23 protein-coding genes and 1 pseudogene are annotated in these 22102 nt (G+C 72.7%); 4 read left to right on the forward strand and 20 right to left on the reverse strand.

Features of this window, described 5'->3' with window-relative positions; translation table 11 throughout:
- Positions 1–42: 42 nt before the first annotated feature.
- Entirely contained in the window at positions 43–924 is an 882-nt protein-coding gene (locus tag L3K22_RS01580) for an NAD(P)-dependent oxidoreductase (RefSeq protein ID WP_263309844.1), read from the forward strand.
- Between the two features lie 39 nt (positions 925–963).
- On the opposite strand, the pseudogene L3K22_RS01585 reads toward L3K22_RS01580, so the two are convergent.
- The 4 genes and pseudogenes from L3K22_RS01585 to L3K22_RS01600 all read right to left on the reverse strand — a co-directional run.
- Positions 964–1464: pseudogene (locus L3K22_RS01585) on the reverse strand (FAD-binding protein); the annotation flags it as partial.
- Positions 1464–1784, reverse strand: a complete 321-nt coding sequence (locus L3K22_RS01590; RefSeq protein WP_263309845.1) for a hypothetical protein — start codon at positions 1782–1784, stop codon at positions 1464–1466. The gene L3K22_RS01590 and the pseudogene L3K22_RS01585, both read right to left, overlap by 1 nt.
- 42 nt (positions 1785–1826) lie before the next feature.
- The gene (locus tag L3K22_RS01595; RefSeq protein ID WP_263309846.1) at positions 1827–3164 is read right to left on the reverse strand and encodes a TFIIB-type zinc ribbon-containing protein; all 1338 of its coding nucleotides are present in this window, start codon (positions 3162–3164) and stop codon (positions 1827–1829) included.
- 31 nt (positions 3165–3195) lie between these two features.
- Entirely contained in the window at positions 3196–4416 is a 1221-nt protein-coding gene (locus L3K22_RS01600) for an SPFH domain-containing protein (protein ID WP_263309847.1), read from the reverse strand.
- Between the two features lie 91 nt (positions 4417–4507).
- On the opposite strand from L3K22_RS01600, the gene L3K22_RS01605 reads away from it, so the two are divergent.
- The gene (locus L3K22_RS01605; RefSeq protein ID WP_263309848.1) at positions 4508–5434 is read left to right on the forward strand and encodes an arsenic resistance protein; all 927 of its coding nucleotides are present in this window, start codon (positions 4508–4510) and stop codon (positions 5432–5434) included.
- Here the strand turns inward: L3K22_RS01605 and L3K22_RS01610 are convergent.
- The 6 genes from L3K22_RS01610 to L3K22_RS01635 all read right to left on the reverse strand — a co-directional run bounded on the left by L3K22_RS01610 (position 5424) and on the right by L3K22_RS01635 (position 11864).
- On the reverse strand, positions 5424–7238 hold the full coding sequence (locus L3K22_RS01610; RefSeq protein ID WP_263309849.1) for an ABC transporter ATP-binding protein: 1815 nt from the start codon (positions 7236–7238) through the stop codon (positions 5424–5426). The two genes, L3K22_RS01605 and L3K22_RS01610, sit on opposite strands and share 11 nt — an antisense overlap.
- 96 nt (positions 7239–7334) lie before the next feature.
- On the reverse strand, positions 7335–8273 hold the full coding sequence (locus L3K22_RS01615) for a Na+-dependent transporter (RefSeq protein WP_263309850.1): 939 nt from the start codon (positions 8271–8273) through the stop codon (positions 7335–7337).
- A gap of 33 nt (positions 8274–8306) precedes the next feature.
- Complete coding sequence (locus tag L3K22_RS01620) at positions 8307–8930, reverse strand: response regulator transcription factor (RefSeq protein WP_263309851.1); 624 nt, start codon at positions 8928–8930, stop codon at positions 8307–8309.
- Positions 8927–10087 (reverse strand): sensor histidine kinase, encoded by a 1161-nt coding sequence (locus tag L3K22_RS01625; protein WP_263309852.1) that lies wholly within the window; start codon positions 10085–10087, stop codon positions 8927–8929. Before L3K22_RS01625 ends, L3K22_RS01620 begins: the two co-directional genes overlap by 4 nt.
- 23 nt (positions 10088–10110) lie before the next feature.
- The gene (locus tag L3K22_RS01630; RefSeq protein ID WP_263309853.1) at positions 10111–10938 is read right to left on the reverse strand and encodes an ABC transporter permease; all 828 of its coding nucleotides are present in this window, start codon (positions 10936–10938) and stop codon (positions 10111–10113) included.
- Positions 10935–11864, reverse strand: coding sequence for an ABC transporter ATP-binding protein (locus L3K22_RS01635; protein WP_263309854.1), 930 nt, complete (start codon positions 11862–11864; stop codon positions 10935–10937). The genes L3K22_RS01630 and L3K22_RS01635 overlap by 4 nt, the downstream gene beginning before the upstream one ends.
- Before the next feature lie 97 nt (positions 11865–11961).
- Here L3K22_RS01635 and L3K22_RS01640 point away from each other — a divergent pair, with 97 nt between their 5' ends.
- Complete coding sequence (locus L3K22_RS01640) at positions 11962–13461, forward strand: amidohydrolase (RefSeq protein ID WP_263309855.1); 1500 nt, start codon at positions 11962–11964, stop codon at positions 13459–13461.
- A 28-nt stretch (positions 13462–13489) separates the two neighbouring features.
- Here the strand turns inward: L3K22_RS01640 and L3K22_RS01645 are convergent, their stop codons facing one another.
- The 8 genes from L3K22_RS01645 to L3K22_RS01680 all read right to left on the reverse strand — a co-directional run bounded on the left by L3K22_RS01645 (position 13490) and on the right by L3K22_RS01680 (position 18841).
- Positions 13490–14083 carry a carbohydrate ABC transporter permease gene (locus L3K22_RS01645; RefSeq protein WP_263309856.1) on the reverse strand — a complete coding sequence of 198 codons (594 nt, stop codon included), beginning with the start codon at positions 14081–14083 and terminating at the stop codon, positions 13490–13492.
- 18 nt (positions 14084–14101) lie between these two features.
- Positions 14102–14299, reverse strand: coding sequence for a hypothetical protein (locus L3K22_RS01650; protein WP_263309857.1), 198 nt, complete (start codon positions 14297–14299; stop codon positions 14102–14104).
- A 48-nt stretch (positions 14300–14347) separates the two neighbouring features.
- Positions 14348–14719: a DoxX family protein gene (locus L3K22_RS01655; RefSeq protein ID WP_263309858.1), complete on the reverse strand. Its 372-nt coding sequence runs from the start codon at positions 14717–14719 to the stop codon at positions 14348–14350.
- A complete protein-coding gene (locus L3K22_RS01660) occupies positions 14716–15447 on the reverse strand; it encodes a VOC family protein (protein WP_263309859.1) in 732 nt (243 codons plus the stop codon). Before L3K22_RS01660 ends, L3K22_RS01655 begins: the two co-directional genes overlap by 4 nt.
- Positions 15448–15489: 42 nt before the next feature.
- Entirely contained in the window at positions 15490–16041 is a 552-nt protein-coding gene (locus tag L3K22_RS01665) for a DnaJ family domain-containing protein (RefSeq protein ID WP_263309860.1), read from the reverse strand.
- A complete protein-coding gene (locus L3K22_RS01670) occupies positions 16038–16490 on the reverse strand; it encodes an SRPBCC family protein (protein WP_263309861.1) in 453 nt (150 codons plus the stop codon). Before L3K22_RS01670 ends, L3K22_RS01665 begins: the two co-directional genes overlap by 4 nt.
- On the reverse strand, positions 16487–17707 hold the full coding sequence (locus L3K22_RS01675) for a YncE family protein (protein WP_263309862.1): 1221 nt from the start codon (positions 17705–17707) through the stop codon (positions 16487–16489). The genes L3K22_RS01670 and L3K22_RS01675 overlap by 4 nt, the downstream gene beginning before the upstream one ends.
- Before the next feature lie 93 nt (positions 17708–17800).
- Positions 17801–18841, reverse strand: coding sequence for a GNAT family N-acetyltransferase (locus L3K22_RS01680; RefSeq protein WP_263309863.1), 1041 nt, complete (start codon positions 18839–18841; stop codon positions 17801–17803).
- Between the two features lie 145 nt (positions 18842–18986).
- Here L3K22_RS01680 and L3K22_RS01685 point away from each other — a divergent pair, with 145 nt between their 5' ends.
- Complete coding sequence (locus L3K22_RS01685; RefSeq protein WP_263309864.1) at positions 18987–20054, forward strand: MerR family transcriptional regulator; 1068 nt, start codon at positions 18987–18989, stop codon at positions 20052–20054.
- 7 nt (positions 20055–20061) lie between these two features.
- Here the strand turns inward: L3K22_RS01685 and L3K22_RS01690 are convergent, their stop codons facing one another.
- Together L3K22_RS01690 and L3K22_RS01695 are read right to left on the reverse strand one after the other, a co-directional pair.
- On the reverse strand, positions 20062–20562 hold the full coding sequence (locus tag L3K22_RS01690; protein WP_263309865.1) for a DUF1648 domain-containing protein: 501 nt from the start codon (positions 20560–20562) through the stop codon (positions 20062–20064).
- Positions 20559–21725: a DUF8462 domain-containing protein gene (locus L3K22_RS01695; RefSeq protein ID WP_263309866.1), complete on the reverse strand. Its 1167-nt coding sequence runs from the start codon at positions 21723–21725 to the stop codon at positions 20559–20561. Before L3K22_RS01695 ends, L3K22_RS01690 begins: the two co-directional genes overlap by 4 nt.
- Positions 21726–22102: the final 377 nt, after the last annotated feature.

A 22102-nucleotide genomic window follows, 5' to 3' on the forward strand; every position in this document is an offset into this window, starting at 1 on the left:
GACGACAGGCCGCTGTGGACGGCCCGGTGGCACACTGGCGGCATGAGAATCGCGTTCCTGGGCACCGGCCGCATGGGCACCGAGCTGGCCCTCCATCTGCTTCCCGACCACGAGCTCACCGTCTGGAACCGCACCGCCTCCCGCACGCAGCGCCTCGCCGAGGCGGGCGCCGCGGTCGCCGGCACCGCCGTCGAGGCCGTCGCGGGCGCCGAGCTGGTCGTCACCTCGCTGTTCGGCCCCGACGCGGTGCGCGAGACGGTGATCGTCCCGTCCCTGATCCCTGACGGCGTGACCTGGGTGGACACCACCACCGTCTCCCCCGCCGACGCCGACGAGTTCGCCGCCGCGGTCCCCAGCTACGTGGGTGCGCCCGTGGTCGGCACCCTGGGCCCGGCCCGGCAGGGCACGCTCGGCGTCTACGTCGGCACCCCCGACGACGCACGGCGGGAGCAGGTGCTCGAACTCGTCGCCCCCTGGGCGGATCCGGAGCGGCTGCGCGGCGTCGGCTCCGGCCGGGAGGCCGCCGTCGGGAAGCTGCTGGCGAACCTGGCGCTGGCCGTCTCCGCGCAGGGTCTGCGGGAGGCGCTCGCCCTCGGCGAGGCGACCGGCACCTCCGCGGAGGCGACCCTCGACATGCTCGGCTCCACGGGGCTCGCGTTCATCGCGGGGATGAAGGGCCCGTTCGTGCGCAAAGAGCGCAGCACCGAGGGAGGGGACTTCACCGCGGACGCCATCGCGAAGGACGCCCGGCTGATGATCGACACGGTTGACGGCGCTGCGTCCGACGGCATTGCCCGTCCCGGCAGCGACCTGCCCGCGCTGCGCGGCGCCCTGGCCTCGCTCGACGCGGAGATCGCCGCCGGCCACGGCGAGGACGACTTCTCGACGATCCTGCTCCCGGAGGCCGAGCGCACCGGCGAGTGAGGTTTCAGCGCAGGTCGGCCAGGATCCCTGCCCGGCCTGCCGGTCGAGCCGGCGCCGCGCGGGGAGTCGTCGGGCGAAGGGCTCGACGAGGCCCGGCCCCGTCCCCCAGGTGAGGTGGAAGCGCGGCACGGAGTTGCCGTGTCCCTCGGTTCGGCCGTCGCCCCGCTCGGCCCAGCCGACGACGGGGAAGAGCCGGTGCCCCATCGACCGCAGCCACTCGCGCTTCTCCCCCGCCGCGAACTGCAGGTACGCCTCCGCCCAGCGGTGCGGCCAGTGATCATCGGAGCCGTCGGGCTCCTCTAACGCGGCGGAGCCCAGCCAGTCCTGACGGGCGAGCTCGAGGGAGTCGCTGATCCCGAGGCGGCGCTGCTCGGGGCTGTCCACGAGGAACAGCCCGCCGAAGCTCCACCACGCCTGCGCGCCGAGGTCCTGCTCCCCCTCGCGCTCCAGCAGCAGCACGCGCCGCCCGACGTCGGCGATCTCGGTCGCGGCGACCAGGCCCGAGAGCCCGGCTCCGACGACGACCTCCGACCCCGCCATCACTCCACCCTGATCCGCCGGACCCGTTCGAGATGGTCGCGGCTGTTGGCGCCGGACATGGTGCGGCTCTTCTGCCGGTTGTTGCTGCCGACGCGCCGGTCGCCGGTGCGGAGATTGCCGACGGCGACGTCGGTCTTCTTCTCGAACTCGTGCCGCTTGTCCCGGTTGCGGTAATAGCGGTAGATGCCGATGTAGGTCCCCAGGAACACCGCCGGGCCCAGCAGGAAGGGGAAGGCGATCCCGGCGGCGCCGTCCCCGGAGTCGGCCAGCAGCATCGCGGCGGTCGGGTCCGCGGCGATCTCAGCGAGCAGCGGGTGCATGCGGGCCTCCTCGGGGGTGGTCGGTCGTGGTCGGCGTGCTCATCAGAAGAACATGTAGGCGAGGCCGGCGAGCGCGCCGACCACGGCGGCGACGGTGCCCGCGGCGCAGGAGGCGGCGAAGATCTTCGGATGGGAGACGGGCACGGAGCCCATCGTGGTGCCGGTGCGGCCGTTGACGGCGATGTAGTGGGTGAGCGCGCCCTCGCCCTTGGCGGAGTCGGCGTAGCTGTACAGCCACACAGGCACGTAGATCGACACCCAGCGGGTGCCGTGCACGGCCACGCCCTCCTCCTTCCAGCGCACCCCGCGGTCGTAGCGGGAGATGGTGGGGGCGGCCTTCGCCCGCGCGATCGCGAGGAACTTGTCCTCCACCTCGGCGTCGACGTCCTGGATGTTCAGGTCGCGCCGCTCGGAGGTGAAGCCCTTGAGGTAGTTCGAGTTGTAGGTGACCGCGTTCTCGGTGTCGTAGGGCTGGACGGCGTTGAGGATGTTGTTGGTCGCCTGATGGTCCTCGTCCGCGTCGAACCGGCTCGCGGACTCGACGGTGAGGTCGTCGACCAGCAGATCGAAGGCGCGCTGGACGGCGTAGACGTCCGCGTCGTAGTAGGTCTCGGTGACGTAGTCGTCCTTGCCCACGCGACGCCGGACCGTGTACTCGCGGGTGGTCACCTCGCCGGTGCCGCGCAGCACGGCGTGCATGTTCCCGTCGACCACGAGATACGGGATGTACACGCCCATCACGTTCTCGGGCACGAACTCCCGCGTGAAGCGGCCCAGCGCGAAAGTCTTGCGCTTCCCGGCGAAGGCGTCGATCCGCTCGACCGCCTCCTCGCGGGTGAGCAGGAAGGGCAGCACCGCGTCCGGCACCGCGCCGTTGGGGATCTGCGAGTTGATCGAGAGGGTCTGACGGCACCAGTGGCAGCGTGCCTGCATCTGCTGGTCGACGTTGAGGACGATCTCCGCGCCGCAGCCCTGGCACTTCAGGGTCACGGTGGTGAGGTCCTCGCGCACGTCCGCGGTGCCGGAGGCCATGGTGTGGCCGCGCAGCTCCGCGATCGAGGAGTCGAGCCCGAAGCGCTGCTCGGCGATGTCCTCGTTCCAGCTGTGGCGGCAGTACGAGCACACCAGCGCCTTCGCGGTCAGCGAGTACTGGATCTCGGTGCTGCCGCAGCGGGGGCACTTGTTCAGCCCGTCGTCACGGCCGGAGCTCGTGTCGATGATCCGCTCAGAGCTGTGGCCGGCGGCGGCCTCGGCGGCGCGCGCGACGGCCTCGTCCCCGAGCATCGGGGCGCCGGAGCCGCCGTCGTCGGTCACCGACGGCGGCTGCGGCGGGCGCGCCCACGGCGGGCCCTGCGGATCCTGCGGAGGGGGCGAGGTCATCGAGGGAGTGCTCCGGGAGTGCGGGCGCGACTCAGAGGCCGAGCGCGGCCTTCTTCGCCGCCTCGTAGTCCTCCTCGCTGATCAGCCCCTGCTCCAGCATCTGCTTGTACTGGGCGAGCTTCGCGACGGGGTCCTCCTGCGCGGGAGCGGCCTGCTGCTGCGGGGCCTGCTGCCCCTCGGCGGGGGCCTGCTGCTGCGGGGTGCCCTGCTGGCCGGGCGGCGCCCACGGCTGGACGGGGTTGACCATCCCGCCGGCGGCGCCCATGCCCGCCCCGAACATCGCCAGTCCCGCGCCGCCGCCGTTCTCACCCGCAGCCTGCACGCCGCGCGCGGCGGCCTGGTTCATGAACGACTGCGAGCGGGCGCCGGAGAGCGCGTCGGCCTTCTGCACGTCGGCCAGCAGCTCGCGGGTGCGCTGGTCGTACTCGATCGACACGATCGCGGTCTTCACGATCGCGAGCCCGCGGTCGCTGGACCAGCGGTAGCCCTCCTCGACGGCGGCCGAGAGCGACTGGGCGAAGCCGACCGAGTCGCCCTGGATGCGGGAGATGCGGTTGCCCTTGTCGGGATCGTTCGTGTAGCGGGAGAACGCCTGGGCGAGGGAGCCGACGACCTCCTGGAACATCTGGTTGCCGGCCGCGTTGTCGGGGTCGGAGAAGTCGAACACCGGGGCGTTCGCGGAGATGAACGAGGCGGGCACGAAGTTGTGCACGAACAGCAGCGGGTCGATGATCCGCAGCGTGTAGGAGCCGCGCGTGACCGCGCCGACCTGCGCATTGAGATACGCGTCGTCCCAGTAGATCTCCGACTGGGTGCCGAAGCGGTTGTCGGGGATCTCCTTGAGGCTGACGTAGAAGGCGAGCTGCTGCGAGGAGGGGCGTCCGCCGTACTTGAATCGCTCCCAGGAGGTGCCCACGGTCGAGGCGAGCAGGTCGTCGCCCGCGAAGACGGAGCGGGCGTCCGGGGAGGAGTCGTTGAACTCGTAGCCGCCGGCCTCGGTGATGAGGCCCGTCGCGCGGCCGTCGACCACGGTGATGAGCCCGTACCCCTGGGGCACGAGGATCTTCGAGCCGTTGGTGATGACGTTCTCGGAGCCGCGGGTGTTCGAGCCGCGGCCGGCGTTGGTGCCCTGCGGGACCGCCGGGAACAGCGCCGCCGTCTGCGGCAGCCCGTTCGGGACGGTGAGGAAGTCCTTCCACTGATCGGCGAGCATCCCGCCGACCGCGCCCTTGAATGCCTGGATGAATCCCATGTGAGCTCCTTCGTCGCCCCCGACGTTGTGATCGCGGCCATGCTACCGCCCGTCCCCGGGCGCCCGCTGGGCGCCCGGCTACAGTTCCCCCATGGACCTGCTGCGGCTGCTCGAGCGCCGACAGGTCCCCCTCTATCTCGCCGCGATCGCGGCCGGGGTCCTGCTCGGTGTCGCGGCGCCGGGCACCGCCCCTGCCCTCGAGCTCGCCGTCGAATCCGCGATCGCCGCGCTGCTGCTGGTGACCTTCCACGGCATCCCCCTCACCCGCCTGGGCGCCGCCCTCGCAGGCCCCCGCTTCCTGCTCGCGCTACTGGCGGTGAACCTGCTCGCGGTGCCGCTGATCGTGTGGGCCCTGACCCGCCCGCTCGCCGGCTCGCCCGATCTGCTCCTCGGCGCGCTGCTGGTGCTGCTCGCCCCGTGCATCGACTACGTCGTGGTGTTCACGGCCCTGGCCCGCGGCGCGCACGAGAAGCTCCTGGCCGCGACCCCGATGCTGATGCTGGGGCAGATCCTGGCGCTGCCGGTGCTGCTCCCGCTGCTCGGCGGCGGCGCGGCGACCGCCGCGATCGACCCCGCCCCGTTCCTCCGGGCGCTCGTGCTGCTGGTGCTCCTGCCGCTGCTGGCCGCCGCGCTGCTGCAGCGCCTGGTCCCCCGCCTCGACCTCGCCCCGGCGATGGTGCCGCTGATGATCCTGGTGCTGCTCGCCGTCACCGCCTCGCAGACCCCGCGGGTGCTCGGCGCGGGCGGCGCGCTGCTCGCCCTCGTGCCCGTCTACGCGGCCTTCCTCGTGCTCGCCACGGGAGCGGGCCTGCTGATCGCGCGCCTGCTGCGCCTGGACGCCCCCACCGCCACCGCCGTGACCTTCTCCGGCGCGACCCGCAACTCGCTCGTGGTGCTGCCGCTGGCGCTCGCGATGCCGACCCCGCTCGCCCCCGCGGCCGTGGTCACCCAGACCCTCGTCGAGCTGATCGGGATGGTGGTGCTGGTGCGGGTGGTGCCGCGGCTGATCAGCCGGTGATGTCGAACCGTGCCAGGCGCTTGCGGTCGCCGCTGTTCTGCAGGTCCAGCAGCTGGGCGTAGATCCCGCCGGAGGCGGCGAGCTCGGCGGGGGTGCCGATCTCGTCGATCCGTCCGTCCTCGAGGGTGATGATCCGGTCCACGGCCGCGATGGTCGAGAGGCGGTGGGCGATGATCAGGGAGGTGCGGCCCTCCATCAGCTCGTCCAGGCCCTTCTGCACCTGCCGCTCCGCCTTCGTGTCCAGGGCCGAGGTCGCCTCGTCGAGCACGAGCACCGGCGCGTCCTTGAGGATCGCGCGCGCCACCGCGATGCGCTGGCGCTGCCCGCCGGAGAGCTTCAGCCCCCGCTCGCCGATCACCTGCTCGTAGCCGCCGGGGAAGCGGCGCACGAAGCTGTCGGCGTTGGCGCGGCGGGCCGCGTCGGCCACCTCCTCGTCGCTCGCGCCGGGCCGGCCGTAGGCGATGTTCTCCCGCAGGGTGCCGGAGAACAGGGAGGCGTCCTGGAAGACGACGCCGATGCGGGAGCGCAGCTCGTCCAACGGCAGCTCGGTGCTGGTGCGTCCCACCACCTCGATCTCGCCCGCGCGGGGCTCGTACAGGCCCAGCAGCAGGTTCACGATCGTGGACTTCCCGCCGCCGGACTCGCCGACCAGCGCGACCTTCTCCCCGCGGGCGACGGAGAAGTCGATCCCGTGCAGCACGTCCTCGCCGTCCTCGTAGGCGAAGGACACGTCCCGGAAGCGGACCACCGGGGCGCCGGGCACCGGCTCGATCGCCGGCGGCGGCACGTCGTCCTCGGCCCGGGCGAGCATCGCGGCGGTGCGCGGGTCGACCTCGGTCTCCATCACGCGGAAGTAGTCCTTGGACCCGGCGATGGCGCGCTGGGAGGAGTCGATCACCCAGCTCATCGACTCCACCGGGGCCTTGGCCATGCTCATCAGCTGCACCAGCAGCACCATCTCGCCGAGTGTGAAGGCGCCCTGGACCGTGCGCACGAAGATGATCACGTAGATGCCGAAGAAGACGAGGTTCAGCACCGCGCGGCGGATCACGTCCATGCGGTGCCAGTGCGTGGACTGGGCGCGGGTGGTGGCGTCGGTGGACCAGAAGCGCCGACGGAAGTCCTCGAGCTCCGAGCGCTCGCGCACGAAGGACTTCACGACCCGGATCTGGCCGACGACCTCGGCGAAGCGGCCGGAGGCGATGTCGACCTGCTCGTTCTTCTCCCCCTCGAGCCGCTGCCACTTCACGGAGGTGAGCGAGGTCAGCCACACGTACAGCGGGAACACGATCAGCAGCAGCGCGGCCAGCGGCCAGGCGTACCAGGCGCTGATCGCGAGCACCGCGACCGTGGTGATCAGCATCGACGCGAAGGAGTTCGACATCATCTTCGCGAAGTTCGTGATCTCGGTGATCGAGCGGTTCAGCCGCGCCACGATCGTGCCGGTGATCTCCCCGTCGAACCAGCGCTGGGGCAGGTGGAGGAGCTTGTCGTAGTAGCGCACCGAGAGGATCGTGCGCATCCGGTTGCTCATCACGTCGCCGAACCAGCCGCCGATGTTCGACACGACGGTGTTGAACAGCTCCGCGACCAGCACGGCGGCCGCGATCAGCACCACGGCGCGCACGGCGGCGGAGGTGGGGGTCTGCCCGCCGACGGCCCCGGCGACCGTGTCGGTCGCGTGCCCGATCAGGAAGGGGACGGCGAGCGCCGCCGCCGCGGTGAGCACCGAGCAGACGATGATCGCGGCGTACAGCGGGGCGAGAGCACGGGTGAAGCGCACGATGCGCAGGAGGGATGCCACGTCCCACCACCTTACGGAGGCGGCGCGGCGCGGTCCATGAGCCGCCTCACCCGGGCGCGACGCCCTGAGCGAACCGGCCGGCTCCCTCGTGCCTGCTCACTCGTCCTTCGGTCCGACGATCCCCAGCAGCACCCCGAGCGTGGCCCGCTCCCCCGCCCGGCGTCGACGGACGCAGCCGGCGGCGAGCGCATAGGGCACGAGCATCACGAAGCCGACGGCGCTCAGCAGCAGGATCGCGACGACGATCGAGCCGGTCTGCTCGCTGCCTTCGGCGCCGGTGCGCGCGACGAGCAGTGCGGCGGCGATGTTGCGCTGGCTGGTGAGGATCGCGGGTCCGTCCGGGACGGTGAGGGTGTCCCCGGCGAGATCGCCGGCGAAGCGGCCCGCCACGAAGGCGAGGGAGACGAGACCCGCAGCGACGAGGAGCACCGGGGAGAGCAGCAGGTCCAGCACGAGGCCGGAGTTCGCGCCGAAGCCGGAGAGGAACATCAGCACCGCCGAGACCGCGGCGACGCCGCCCGCGATCCGGGCGAAGAGATCGGCGCGTCCCGGCCAGACCGCGGCGATGACGATGCCGGCGGTCATCGGGGAGAGCATCGTGCCCAGCAGCAGCTGGGCGACGGACCAGCCGTGCACCTCGACGTCCCGCAGCAGGAAGGGCACCACCAGCGGCATGAAGGCGATCGATCCCAGCAGCAGCACCGCCATCGGCCCAGCGGTCTCGCCGTAGGGGATGCGGGCCATCGCCCCGAGCTGCAGCACGAACGGGGCGCCGGCCGCGCACAGCGCGATGACGAACCCCTCCCCCGTGTGGTGGGGCAGCAGGCCGCCGAGCAGCCAGATGAGCAGGGTGCCGACGGCCGGCACGACGACGAAGTTCGCGCCGAGGACGGCGAGGACGGTGCGCCGGTCCCGCAGCTGGTCGCGGAAGGCGCGCAGCGGGGTGCGCAGCCCCATCGAGAGCATGGAGGCGATCGCGAAGGCGGGCACGCTGATGTCGATCAGCGCGCCGAGCAGGGCCTCGATCGAATCCACCCCGGCAGACTACGCGTCACCCGTGGCGGGGGCTCAGATCCAGCCGTTGTCCGAGGCGGTCCTCACCGCCTCTGCCCGGTTCGCGACCCCCAGCTTCCCGATCGCGGCGGAGACGTGGTTGCGCACCGTCCCCTCGGAGAGGAACAGCCGCCCGGCGATCGCGGCGGTGGTGCCGCCGACGGCCGCGGCCTGCAGCACCTCGGTCTCCTTCGCGGTCAGGGGGCTCGGGCCGACGGCGAGGGACTGGGCGGCGAGCTCGGGGTCCACCACCCGCAGTCCCTGGTGGACGCGACGGATCGCGTCGACGAACCGCTCGACGGGGGTGTCCTTGACCATGAACCCGCCGGCCCCGGCCTCCATGGTGCGGCGCAGGTAGCCGGCCCTGCCGAAGGTGGTCAGCACGATGATCCGCGGGGCGCCGTCGGTGCCCTGCAGCTTCTCGGCCACGCCGATACCGTCGGCCGGTGCACCGTCGGCCCCGGCGGGCATCTGGACGTCCAGCAGCAGCACGTCGGGGTGCTGCTCCGCGACGAGCTCGAGGGTCTCGGCGCAGGTCGCGGCCTCCCCCACCACCTCGAGGTCGGGCTCCAGGCGCAGCAGGGCGGCGAGGCCGCCGCGGAGGATGGCCTGGTCGTCGGCGACGGCGACGCGGATCATGCCGCCCGGTCCATGGTCGCGACGAGAGTGGTGCCGGTCTCGGAGGAGTCGACCTCGAGCCGTCCCCCGGCGAGCACGACGCGGGCCTCGAGGCCCTGCAGACCGCTGCGGGAGGCGCCGTGGGGGATGCCGATGCCGTCGTCGGCGACGGTCACCGCGTCCTCCTCGACGGTGATCCGGGCGCGCGTGGCGCGGGAGTGGCGCACGATGTTGGTGACCCCTTCGCGGATCACGTAGCCGAACAGCTCGGCGAGGTCCTCGTGCAGGGGCGGCAGGGCGGTGGGGACCTCGGCCTGGATCCCGACGGTGCCGAGCACGGTGCGGGCGGAGGCGATCTCGGTCGCGGCGCGCACGGTCTGCATGCCGGAGGCGGTGGCGCGCACGTCGGCGAGCGCCTGCCTCGTCGTGGTCTCGATGTGCTCGAGCTGGGCGCGGGCGGCCTCGGGGTCGCTCTCCAGCAGGCGCCGGGCGAGCTGGGCGGAGATCGTCAGCGAGGTGAGGGAGTGGCCGACGAGGTCGTGCAGGTCCCGCCCGATCCTCTCCCGCTCGGCGGCGACGGCGAGCACGGCGTTGCGGCGGTGGGCGGCCTCGAGCTGCTCCTGCAGCACCTGCTGGCGGATGCCGTGCCCGATGCCCCAGGACATGATCGTGCCCATCACGGCGAAGCCCGCCGCGATCGGCTGACCGGCCACGAGCGCGATCGCCATGACGGTGAGGCTCATCAGCAGCATCGAGGGCACCGCCCACCGCCAGGGCAGCAGCAGCACATGTGTCATGGCCTGGAACATCACCATGTAGAGCACGTTCAGGCCGATCACCGGGATCAGCACCAGCAGGATCCCGGTGCACAGCGCGAACCAGATCAGCCGCACCCGCCGCGGGTACAGCGCGATCCCAGTGGTGGCGGCGAACATCGCCCCGTACACGAGCAGCAGCGCGGTGGCGAGCACCATCGTCGGCCCGGGCGCCTGCATCCAGCCGACCACGATCGGGACCAGCACGAACATCACCGGCGGGAGGGAGAACGCGAGCCCGCCCGACTCCCGCGCGGCCCGGAGCACGCCGCGCGGGGTGAGGGGCCGGGCGGCGGCCTCCTCCCCCGGCTCGGCGGGGTCGCGGGCCCACCGCCCCCAGTCCGGGGCGTCGGGGGTGCTCATGGCGGTCATTGTGCCAGCGTCCCTCATCGCCGCTGCAGACCCACCGCCCGGGACATGCTCACCATGCACAGCGCCCCGAGCACGAGGGTCCACACCCCGATCACGACCAGGCCCGTCACCGGCAGCTCCGCCCCCTGCAGGGACCACTCCCCCAGGCTCGAGATCCAGTAGGTGGGCAGCGCGCGGCCGAGGTCCTGCATCCACTGCGGGAACATCTCCAGCGGCATCCACAGCCCGCCGAAGATCGCCATCGCCATCATCGTCACCACGCCCCCGGCCATCGCGGCGGCGCCCCGGAGCACCATGCCGAGCACGAGCCCGATGAGGATCGTGGGCAGCAGGCCCAGCCACAGCACCACGAGGGTGAGCAGGAACCGGCCGGGCGAGGCCTCGACCCCGGTGGCGAGCCCCACGAGGCCGACGGCCGCGAGCGCGGGGACGATCACGGCGCTCGCGGCGATCACGGAGCCGACGAGGAAGGAGCGGGGCGAGAGCCCGGCGACGACCAGCTGGCGCAGGAAGCCGTTGCGCTGGTCCTCCTGGATCTGGGTGCCGGCGGTGACTGCGGCGCCGAGACCGCCGTAGGCGGCCATGTTGATCATGATCAGCCCGCGCGCCTGTCCCTCGGCCTCGGCGCCGAACATCATCGAGAACAGCAGGTACATCCCCACCGGCAGCGCGATGGTGAAGACCATGAAGGCGACGTTCGTGAGCGTCATGGCGGTGGTGTGGGCGGCGTAGCGCAGGGTGCGGGTCGCGGCCGAGGGCGCTGCGGCGGTGCGGGGTGCGGGGGCGGTCATGGCGGGGCTCCTGTCGTGGGCAGGGCGGGCGGCGGGGTCGGCGGCGCTCATCGCGCGGCCTCGTCCTCGTGCTCGGTGATCCGCAGGAACGCCTCCTCGAGGCCCGGGGCGGACACGAGCACGTCGTGCACGTCGCCGGCGAGCGGGCCGGTGAACAGCGCGGAGAGGGCGGCGTCGGAGTCCGCGCACACGGCCCGCACCCGTCGGTCGTCGGTCTCGTCGACCTCGGCGCTGTCCACGCCGGGCAGCGCCGCGACCTGCTCCGGGGCGATCCCTCGCAGCGTGATCACCCGCCCGGCGACGACGGCGGCGATCTCGGCGCCGGTCCCGTCGGCGACGACGCGGCCGCGGTCCATGACGACCACGCGGCCCGCCTCCCGCTCGGCCTCCTCGAGGTGGTGGGTGGCGAAGACGACGGTGCGGCCGCTCGCGGCGACCCGGCGCATCTGCTGCCAGAAGGCGCGGCGGGCACTGATGTCCATGCCGACGGTCGGCTCGTCCAGCAGCAGCACCTGCGGGTCGCCGAGCAGTGCGATCGCGAAGCGGACCCGCTGGGACTGGCCGCCGGAGAGGGCGCTGATCCGCCTCGGCTTGAGCTCGGCGATGTCGGCGCTGTCGACGACGTCGGCCATCGGCATCGGATGCGCCTGCAGGGAGTGGAGCATCCGCAGCATGGTGCGGACCCTCTGGTCGGGCAGCAGCGCCCCGGCTTGCAGCATCGTGCCGATCAGTCCGGTGCGGGTCGCGGTGGTGGGATCGGTGCCGAGCACGCGGACGCTGCCCTGCTCCGGGGCCGCGAGCCCCACCATCATCTCCATGGCGGTGGACTTCCCGGCACCGTTCGGGCCGAGCAGCGCGACGATCTCGCCGGGGCGGATCTCGAGGTCGAGTCCGTCGAGGGCGCGGACCTCGCCGTAGCTGCGGGTGACGCCGCGCAGGCTGAGCGCCGCGGTCCGGGCGGGGGCGATGGTGGTCATGGCTCCACGATCCCGTCGGGGGAGCCGTCGCCCCAGCCCCCGCGATCACGTCCGCCCCATGACAGTCGTCATGGGCGCGGCGGGCTACGCTGGATCGGTGCTGATCAGACAGGTGCTCCCCTTCGATGCCGCCGTCACCTCGGACCTGCGGATCGACGACGGGGCGATCGTCGAGCTCGGTGTGTCGCTGCCGCGCCGCGCCGGCGAGGAGGTCCTCGACGCGGACGGTGCGCTCGCGATCCCGGGGCTCTGGGACCAGCACGTGCACACCGGTCAGCTCGCCCAGGCCCATGCCCGCCTCGACACCACCGGCGCCGGCAGCGTCGGAGTGCTCCTGGAGCGGGTGCGCGCCGAGCTCGCCGCGCGGCGCGAGACCGGGGCGGCGGGCGCGGCGCTGATCGGCTTCGGGCACCGCCTGGTCGACTTCGCGATCCCGCCGACGGTGCCGGCGCTCGACGAGGCGACCGGTGCGGTGCCGACGGTGCTGATCGGCGGCGACGCTCATCACGCCTGGCTGAACTCCGCCGCGCTGCGCGCCCTGGGCCTGCCGCCGCGGGACGGGATCGTCGCCGAGGAGGACTGGTTCGCGCTCGCGCCGCGCCTGCCCGAGCTGCCGGGGGTCGCCGAGTCCGTCGCGACCGGTGCGGCGATGCTGCAGCGCCAGTCCCTGCAGCGCGGGGTCGTCGGCCTGGTGGACATGGAGTGGGGCAGGCCCTGGGAGTCCTGGCCGCGCCGCAGCCCGCGGACGCGGATCCGCACCGCCGTCTACCCCGAGGAGCTCGCCGCGGCGCCGGGACCGACGGGCACGGTGCTGGATTCGTCGGGCCTGGTGACGATGGGCCCGCTGAAGGTGATCGTCGACGGGGCGCTCGGCTCCCACTCGGCGTACACCCGCGAGGCCTACACCGACGGGCACGGCTACGCCGGCCACGGGGTGCTCAGCGTCGGCCCCGAGGCGCTGCGCGAGGCCCTCGCCGAGGCGAAGCGGCGCGGCTTGAGCGCCGCCGTCCACGCGATCGGGGACGCCGCCGCGCAGGTCGCCCTCGCCGCGATCGCCGAGGTGGGGATCGCGGCGAGGATCGAGCACGCCCAGATGCTCACCGACGACGACATCGACGCCATGGCCGCGCTCGGGGTGGCAGCCTCCGTGCAGCCCGCGCACCTGCTGGACGACCGGGACGCGACCGAGGCGATCTGGCCCGGCCACGGCACGCAGGCGTTCCGCCTCCGTGACCTGCGGGAGGCCGGCGTCGCGCTCACCCTCGGCTCCGACGCGCCGGTCGCTCCGCTGGATCCGTGGCTGGCGATGGCCGCGGCCGTGCACCGCAGCGCCGACGAGCGCCCCGCCTGGCATCCCTCCCAGCAGCTCCAGCCGCGCGAGGCCCTGGCCGCCTCGACCGACGGGATCGGGAGGCTCGACGTCGGCGGCCCCGCGGACATCGTCCTCCTCGAGGAGGCGGACGAGCTCTTCGCCGACGTCCCCGTCGGCGCGGGCGGCCTCATGGACGAGGCCGCGGCCCGCGAGGCGGCGGCGCGGCTGCGCGCCGTGGACCCGCTCGCGACCGTGGTCGCCGGGCGCCTCGAGTCGCAGCGGTAGACGGAAGCGACGCTCAGCCCTCCATGCCTCAGCCCTTCATACCCGAGTGGGCGAGCCCCTCGACCACCCGGCGCTGCAGCACGATGAACAGGATCATCAGCGGCAGCATCGCCATGAACGCCGCGGCCATCATCACCGGGTAGTCGGTGGTGAACTGGCCCTGCAGCGTGGACAGGCCCACGGCGAGGGTGGTGCGGACGTCGTAGGTCGCCACGATCAGCGGCCACATCAGGTCGTTCCAGGAGGCGAGCGCCGTGAGGATCGCGACCGCGCTCAGCGCCGGGCCGGACAGCGGGAACATGATCCGCCAGAAGGTCTGCCAGGGGCTCGCGCCGTCGAGCCGCGCCGCCTCCTCGAGGGAGCGCGGCATGCCCAGGTAGTGCTGGCGCATCAGGAAGGTGCCGAAGGCGCTGCTCTCGAACGAGTACAGCTCCACGAGGTTCGGCGGGTAGTTCGCCGGGTCGAAGCCCTCGAGCTCGCTGAGGTCCTGCAGCATCTCGTGGGAGGCGTAGAGCTCGAAGTTCGGGCCGTTGATCCAGAACACGTCGGGCAGGTCGTCGCCCTGCGCCTGGATGCGGAGCCGTTCGAAATACGGGCCGAAGGCCGTGGTCGAGATGCTCACGCCGATGCCCGGGAAGTGCTACTGGAAGGCGTCGACGATCTCGATCATGGCCGGCTCCTGCGCCTTGTCCCAGATCCCGAAGGTGATCTCGTCCTCGGTGTCGGCGGTCGCCGGCGGTCCGAGAGCGGGATCGACCTCGGGGTCCGACGAGCATCCGGCGAGCGCCGCCGCGCCCGCCGCCCCGGCCAGGCCGGGGAAGGTTCGTCTGGAGGTCACGTGAACTCCTTTGTCCGACAGATCACACGAGCGCCAACGTCAACCCATTCACTCGGCGTTCCGCACGATGTGCAGGGCCTGCGCGATGAGCACGCCCTGCAGCGGGAGCCGCCCGTACGCGATCGCCCGACGGCGCGGCCGGGCACGGCGCCAGTCGTACGCCATCTGCACGTTCGCGGGGAACACCGCGACGAACAGCGCCGCCGCCGCGGCTCCTCCCAGGCGCCTGGTCCGGGGCGCGGCCAGCAGCCCCGCCACGGCGAGCTCGGCGACGCCCGAGGCATAGGTGTATCCGCGCGCGGGTCCCGGCAGCGCGGGCGGGACGATCGTGTCGAAAGGCTCGGGCCGGAGCATGTGCAGCGTCCCCGCCCCGGCGAGCAGGGCGCCGAGGAATCCAGCGGTGCGGCGGCCGCGGCTCATGCGCCTGCGCCCACGGCCGGCAGCACGCAGAACTCGTTCCCGGAGGGGTCGCGGAACACGCGCCAGGGCAGCTCGCCCCAGTCCGGGAAGAACTCCTCGCCTCCCCGTGCGGAGATCCCAGCCGCGACGGCGTCCGGGTCGTCGTCCGGCTCGAGCCGCACGTCGAGGTGGATCGGGTTCTTGGCCCCGGGCTGCTTCGGCGCCGGCTCCGGGCACAGCTCGAGGAGGGGGCCTCGTCCCGAGGGGTGGCGCAGGGTGCGCGGCGCGACGCCCGTCGCGGGCGTCCAGCCGCTCAGCCAGGCCCAGAACTCCGCATCCCGTGCGGGGTCGGCGGAGTCCATCGGCAGGGCCGCGATCGGTCCGGTGCCGGTGTACGCCTCGCGCTCTTCCATCACGCAGAGCGCGCCGCGCTCGGGGTCGCCGAGCACGATCCAGGGGACCTCGCCCTGTCCGATGTCGAGGTCGCTCGCGCCGAGCCCGCGCAGCCGCTGCGCGACCTCCTGCTGCGCGGCGCCGCCGAGCACGTCGAGATGGAGGCGCTGCGGGGAGTGGTTCGGCTCCGGGACCCGCGCGAAGCACAGGTCGAGATAGGCATCGCCGTGGATGCTCAGCCTGGTCTCGTAGATGTCGGGCTCGTCGGTGAGGGTGGTGGTGCCGACGGCCGCCTCCCAGAAGCGGCCCAGGCGCTGCGGGTCCAGGGCGTCGATGCCGAGGTTCTCGAGGAACATCCCGCCACCCTATGGCCGCCGAGGCTCACGGTGGAAGAACCGTCAGGTCAGGGAAGGAGCGTGCGAGTCGTGCGTCGAGGGTGAGCTCTCGCACGGCCCGGACACCCGCCCACCCCGTCGGCCGAAGGACCACCACCGCCGGCGCCGGGTCGGCGGCGCGGCATCCGGCGGTGAGGGGTCCGAGGACACGGCAGGACCCGTTGCCCGCACCCGACGCCAGCGCGCGACCGCGTCGTCCCCGTCCCACGCCGGCGCCAGCATCCGCTGGAAGGGGTTCGTGCGCCGGTCCTCGTGGACGCGCTCGGTGAAGTCCGCGGCGTACTCGCGCACAGCCTGCTCGTCGGGCAGCGCGGCGAGGGTCTCGTCGCGGCGCTCGTACTCCTTGCGCAGCAGCACCACGACGGGCAGCAGCGCCTCGGAGTCGATGTCGCCGCTGGCGATGCGCTGGTTGACCCACCAGTCGGGGTCGTGGGTGTCCGGCAGGTCCAGGGGCTTACCGGCGCCGGGCAGGTCGTCGAAGTCGCCGCGCCGCGCGGCCGCCTCGATCGCCGACTCGATGCGGGCCACGCCCGGGTCCATCGACGGCGTGCTCACGCGCCCTCGGCGAGCTCCGCGAGCCGGTCGATCGAGGCCATGAGCTTCTCCGGCGTCATCTGCCGCGCCTTCGCGAGCCGCCCCTCCTGCGAGGCGGGCAGGTCGGCGAAGTCGTAGACGTGGGTGACCAGGGTGCGCCCGTCCTCGAGCGGCTCGAGGACCCAGCCCCACTGGTGGCCGGCCGGCCGCTCGCCGTGGGGAGCGGGGCGCCAGGCGATCTCGCGCCCCTCGACGAAGGCGACGACGTGGTTGTCGCGCACCCCGCCGTTGCGATTGGTCATCACGAACACGTCGCCGGCGGCGCGGACCCGCTGGCCGGCCTCGGCGCCTGCGAGGTTGTCGTTGCCGTCCCAGCGCGGCTGCTCGGCCGGGTCGGCGATGAGGTCGAAGAGGGTGGCGGCGGGGGCGGCGATCTCGCGGGAGGCCGTGACGACGGCGTGGGCGTTCATGGCTCCATCGTGCCATCACGCGGGGCGGTGTCGTCGAAGACGTCGATCGACCCGGCATAGTTCGCGACCCACACCCGGCCGTGGGTGGGCTCGTAGGTGATGCCGATCGGGTTCTGGCCCACCTCGACGGTCTGGATCTCCTCGAGCGTCTCGGCGTCGAACTTCGTCACGGTGTTCGCGTGGTAGTTCACGACGTACAGGGCGAGCCCGTCGGGCGAGATCGCCATGGTGCGCGGCTCCCGGCCGGTGGCGACCTCGCGCAGCACCTCGCCGGTGGCGGTGTCGAGCTCGAGCAGCCGATCGTCCCCGGACTCGGTGAGGTACATGCGGGACGCGTCCGGGGAGAGCACCAGATGGCGGGGCTTGCGGCCGGTCTCGAGCACCAGCTCGCTCTCGCCGGTCTCGAGGTCCACGCGATACAGCTCGTCGGCGTACATCGCGGTGACATAGGCGGTGCGGTTGTCGGGCAGCACCACGGAGCCGCGCGGTGCGGAGTCGACGGGGATCTGCCGCACCTCCTCGCCCCGCTCGAGGTCGACGACGGAGACGCTCGAGTCGCACCAGTTCGAGACCAGCGCGACGGATCCGTCGGGCGAGAGGGAGATGAACTTCGGGACCCGTCCCACCTCGATGACCTGGTCCCATTCCTTCGTCTCGAGGTCGAGCCGGTACACGGCGCTGTTCCCGATCGCGTCGCCGGCGGCGCAGTCGTCGGTCGCGGTCTCCCCCGCCCCGGGCCCCTTGAGCGAGTACTGGGAGACGTAGGCGAACCTCCCGTCGGGCGAGAACACCGCCTCGACCGGCGCACCCGTCGTCTCCCCGGCGCGGTCGGGGTACCCGAACTCGGCGAGGTCCACGGTGTCGGGGACCGTCGCGGCGAGCTCGAGGCTGCTCGCGTCGTACAGCGTGGAGGTGTGGTTGTACATCATGTTGTTCGCGATGACGTCCCCGGCCGGGCTCGCGACCACGGACTTCGGCGAGATGTCCCCGGTGATCCGGTCGCGGTGCACGAGCCGGGTCGCGTTCGAGGGGTCGCCGATCGGCTCCCGCACGGCCGCCTCGGCGGGAGAGGCAGCGTCCTCAGGACGCAGCATCGAGGTGCCGAGCCCCGTGACCGCACCGCCGGCGAGCACGAGCGAGAGGATCGCCATCGCCACGGTGAACTGGTGCGAGCTGCGGCCGCGGCTCGGCGGCTTCCTGCGATGCTTCGCCTCCACAGCGCCCCCTGACCGCTCTGCCCGATTCCTCAGGCATGAACCTACGGGGCGGAGCAGGGCGATGGTGTCAGGCGCGCACGGCAGGCGTGTCGCTCAGCCCGTCCGCCTGCCCTGCATCACGACCTCGTGGAAGAGCAGCTCATACCCGAGCTTCTCGTTGACCTGGATCATCCACGGGTTCACGTGCGAGTTCCAGGTGACCAGCGAGCGCAGCTGCGGGGCGAGCTCGGCGAGGCGCCGGTGGGTGGCGACCTTGAGCCCGAGGCCCAGCCTGTGCCCGCGGTGCTCGGGCATGACCAGGGTGTTCTCCTGGTAGCCGAGGGTGCTGCCGGGCGCCTCGTGCACGTGCACCTCGGAGTTGCCGACAAACTCGCCGTCCGGCGCGACAGCCACCGCGACGATTCGGATCGTGCCCGCCTCGCGCATCCGCCGCTCGCTCACGCGGATCCGCTCGGGGGTGTACTCGGCGGGCTCGTGCTCGACCTCCTCGTCGGGCTCGTCGATCTCGAGCTGGGTGAGCAGCCGGCCGTAGGCGCTCAGGTGCTCCTCGGGGATCTCCCCGACCCACTGCTCGATCCGGTACTCGCCGCGCTTCTGCGCCGACTCGGCCTCGAGCGCGTCGAGCCGGGCGGGGTCCAGCGGCAGCGGCAGCGCCCGGCACACGGCGAGGTTCTTGCGGGTCACGCCGAGCCGGGCGGCGATCCGGTGCACGGGGTGGGCGGGATCCTCCGGGTCGACGCCCGCCTCGATCTCGCCGTACGCCTCGACGAGCGTGCGGCCGGACTGCTCGATCGCGGGCAGCAGCGCCTCCTCCACCAGCGCGGTCGCGATGCCCTGCCCCCGGTGCGCGGGATGCACGGCGACGCCGACGGAGATCGACTCGAGGTTCTCCTGCTGCGGCGTGAAGGTCATCGCGCGGCCGACGAGCATCTCCCCACCCTCGAGCGTCTCGGCGAGCGCGATCCAACGCCGCACCGTCCAGTACGGGGTGTCCTCGAGGCCGGCGCGCAGCTGCGCGAGGCTCTCCTCCTGATGACCGCCGTAGACGTGGTCGTCCAGCGCCTGCTCAAGGGCGCGGTACTGCTCGAGCTCCAGGTCGGAGGAGGTGTCCAGGGGACGGATCGTCAGCTGCATGCGCGCAGTCCACCACGGCGCGGGACCACCGGTCGACGGAATATCCTCGAGCCTCCTTGACCCTCCCCTCGGGGCAGGGCCCAGCGTGGTCCGCGCCGGGACGGACCCGGCGCCCGGGACCGGGCGAGGCACGACGGAGGAACGCATGGACGAGAGCCTGCTGAGCATCGGGGAGCTGGCGGCGCGCAGCGGCCTGAGCCCCAAGGCGCTGCGGCTGTACGACGAGACGGGGCTGCTGGTGCCCCGCCGCGTCGACCCCTCGACCGGCTACCGCTCCTACGGAACCGACCAGGTGGGCCGCGCCCGCCTGATCGCCGCCCTGCGGGGGCTCGGGATGGGGCTCGCCCGGATCCGGGTGCTGTGCAACCTGGACGGCGCGGCCGCCGCGACGGAGCTGCGCTCCTGGTGGCGGCAGGAGGAGGCCGACGCCCTCTCCCGCGCCGTCGCCGTCCGCGACCTCGCCTCCTCGCTCGGGCAGCACCCCACGGAGGACGCCATGACCACCACGACCACCCCTGCTCGCAGCGCCTCGGCGCTGCACATCGGCCTCGAGCGCACCGCCCAGGAGGACGCGGTGCTGGTCCGGGCCCTGCCCGGCGACCGCACCCTGCTCGCGGCGGCCGACGGATTCCACGACGCCGGCGACCTCGCCGCCCGGATGCTCTCGGCGTTCGCCGGCGCGCTCGAACGGGCGCTCGCCGCTCCGTCGGCCTCCCCGCTGCCGGCCCTCGAAACCGCCTGGACCGCCGCCGAGGCGCTGGTGCCGACACAGGGTGCCGCCGGCTCGACCCTCACCGCCGGCGTGCTCGACGGCGATCGCCTGCACATCGCCCACCTCGGCGACACGCGCGCGATGCTCGTGCGCGCCGGCCGGCTCGAGCACGTCACGCAGGACCACACCCACGTGCGCTCCCTGCTCGAGGCGGGCCGGCTCTCCCCCGAGGAGGCCGCCTCCCATCCGGACCGGCGGGTGCTGAACCGGGCCCTCGCTACCGGTGCGCCGTCGGCCCCGGACCTGCTGGTCCGTCACCTGGAGCCCGGCGACCTGGTGATCGTGGCGTCCGACGGGCTGCACGCGGTAGCCGACCCGTCGGCCCTGGCCGAGGCGCTGGGAGGCGAGCAGGAGCCCGAGGCGCTCGCGCAGCACCTGATCGACCTCGCCCTCGACGCCGGCGGCCCGGACAACGTGGCCGTGGCGCTGGCCCGGGCGTGAACCGGCCTCAGCGGGCGGCCCGCACCATGCGGACGATCCCCACCGCCGACGCGCCGATCAGCCCGGCGATCCCGAGCACGAGCAGTGCACCACCACCGCCGAGGATCACCGACCACGCGATGCCGAGGTAGAGCACCTGCATCCCGAGCAGCGTCCAGACCATCAGCCGCTCACCCTCGCGATACATGGTCTGGGCGTTGCTCTCGGTGATCTCGACCGGATAGTTGAAGCCGCGCGGCCGCGTGGAGATCGCGGCGAGCGGGAGCGACAGCAGAACCATCACACCGGCGATGACCAGCAGCGACCACTTCGGACCCCAGTCGTCGGCCTCTCCGGCGGAGCCGAAGTGGGTCGCGACGGTCTCCGGAAGGGACGGGTAGGCGATCAGCAGCCAGGCGGTGATCGCGATCGTCGCCAGCACGGAGACCCACCGCAGCACCCGTGTGACCGGCCCGGTGCGATAGGTGCGGGCGGGCCGGTCGGCCTTCGTCGTGGAGGTGCCCGTCATGCGCGCCTCCCGCGATGGGACCGTCGGACGCCGCGATCGGGTTCGACGTCGGCCCCCACCCCCTCGCGCTCCTCGTGGCGCAGCGCCTCGTCGAGATAGGGTAGCGCGTACTCGACGAAGCCGCGCCCGGCGGGGCGGATCAGGTCGTCCTCGATGAGCCGCTCGCGGTAGGTGGACTGGTTGCGCGGGTCGATGCCCATGCGTCGGGCGATGTCGCCGACGGCCGACGGACCCTCGTCCTCGAGCATCGCCCTCAGGTACTCGCGCTTGCGGGCGCTGAGGCCGCGCAGCGCCGGGCCGTGGACGTTCTTGATCATCGCGGCGACGACGGTGTCCCGCGCCCTGCGGACGTCCTCGACCTCGATCACGTCGGCGTCGCCGCTGTTCTGCCAGGCCTTGGAGCCGATGAGCTGGATCAGGTAGGGGTAGCCGCGGGAGATCTCGCCGGCGAGCACCGCGGCCTCCGGGGTGATCGACTTCGCGGTGTCGGCGACGGTCATCCGGATCGCCTCGGCGGCGGTGCCGACGTCGACGCTGCCCACCTCGAGCCGGTGCGCACGGCGCAGGAAGGTGGTGCGCTCATGGTCCAGCAGCGCATCGACCCCGGCGCGCACCCCGGCGGCGAGGAAGGCGACGGCGTGGCCGGAGCCGATGAGGTCCTGCACGTGCTGGGTGAGGGCATGGAGCTGGTCGCGATCCACGGACTGCAGCTCGTCGAGCGTGATCAGCAGCCCGCCGCCCTCGGCCTCGGCGAGCTCGGCCAGGCGGTCGAGCACGACGGCGAGCGGCTCCCCCTCCCCCTCGTAGCGCTGGACGATGTCGCGCTGGGCGGAGACGTTCATGACGCGCGCGGAGGTGAGGCGGGAGGTCTCCGCCTCGGGATCGATCTCGCGCAGCCGGGAGATGGCCTGGCCGCGCAGCTCCTCGAGCAGCGAGGTCGAGGACGTGTGCATCCTGAGGTCCACCCAGCCCGCCTCCAGGGCGAGCTCGCGGAACTCGGTGAGCAGCACGGTCTTGCCGGCGCCGCGCTGGCCGGAGATGAGGATCGCCCGCGCCTCGGGCACGGTGCCGGCGAGCGCCGCGGTGAACTCCTCGATCGCGATGTCACGGCCCGCGAGGATGATCGGCGTCAGGCCGAAGCCCGGGGTGAAGGGATTCGTCATGGAGCCATCGTTCCGTGTGTGTCGGTGTATGTACAGGGCGGGCCCTGTCGGTCGCGCTCGGCCCGAGGAGCGGCCGACCGCGCTACGAGGGGCGGCCGACGACGATACGACGACTGGACGACGGACCACTCCTCCTCATTCATTGAAATCGCGAATTCAGCGAGGAACTTTCGTCAGAATTCCAAGGAGGAGCCCGAGTCCACTCGCCCCCCCCTTTTTTCCCACCCCGATCTTCCGCCCGTCACCAGCACGCTCTCGAGTCAGGCCATCAACTCCGTGCACCGACTCCATCCCCCCTCCCCCCCCCCCGCACTACAGAACATCGCCATCACCAGCAGACACGCCCTACCACACAGGTCCGACAGTCGACGCCGTCC

This window comes from Brachybacterium atlanticum (genome assembly GCF_025669985.1).
GTDB classification, from domain to species: Bacteria; Actinomycetota; Actinomycetes; order Actinomycetales; family Dermabacteraceae; genus Brachybacterium; species Brachybacterium conglomeratum.